At 66.3% G+C, this 552-nt stretch carries 1 protein-coding gene; it reads left to right on the top strand.

Going from position 1 to position 552, the window contains the following annotated elements:
• Nucleotides 1-381: lytic murein transglycosylase (locus tag J5M67_RS27615; protein ID WP_207888568.1), on the top strand; the 381-nt coding region annotated here is incomplete at its 5' end.
• Between the last annotated feature and the right edge of the window lie 171 nt (nt 382-552).

The raw sequence follows: 552 nt of genomic DNA, 5'->3' as shown, positions 1-552 counted from the left end.
GTATGGAACATCGCGCCCGATACGGGCAGCCAGGGCGTCGCGCAAGCGGCGGCGGACGGTCGCCCCGAGCCGCACTGGGTGCTGTCGCAGTTGCTGCGCGCGGGGCTCGTGCTCGACGAGCCGTCCGTGAACATCGCATCGGAGGCGAGCACGCCCGTCACCGTGGTCGATTTGCCGACGCCCGGCCGCGCAACCGAATACAAGCTCGGACTGCAGAATTTCTACGTGCTGACCCGCTACAACCGCAGCTTCTTCTATGCGCTCGCCGTCTATCAGCTGGGTGAGCGTGTGCAGGCGCAGATGGCAGCGAGCGGCGCGTTGACACCGTCGCCCGCCGACGCGGCAACCGGCTCACCCCCCGCACAGCCGCCGTCCGAATGACGCCGACGCGGCGCGAAGCGAGCGATGGCTTGAACGAAGGCTGAATGAAAAGCGCCGCGTCAGCGGCGCTTCAGGCTGCTGACGAGACCCACGTTTTTCGAAGCGTGGGTTTTGTCTTTATGGAATCAGGATTGCGGGCTCGCCGCAAGCGAGCAGTCGAACCTGCCCTGC

It is taken from the genome of Pseudomonas sp. 30_B, from assembly GCF_017491605.1.
Classification (GTDB): domain Bacteria; phylum Pseudomonadota; class Gammaproteobacteria; order Pseudomonadales; family Pseudomonadaceae; genus Pseudomonas.
This window is presented reverse-complemented; position numbering and strand designations above follow the sequence as displayed.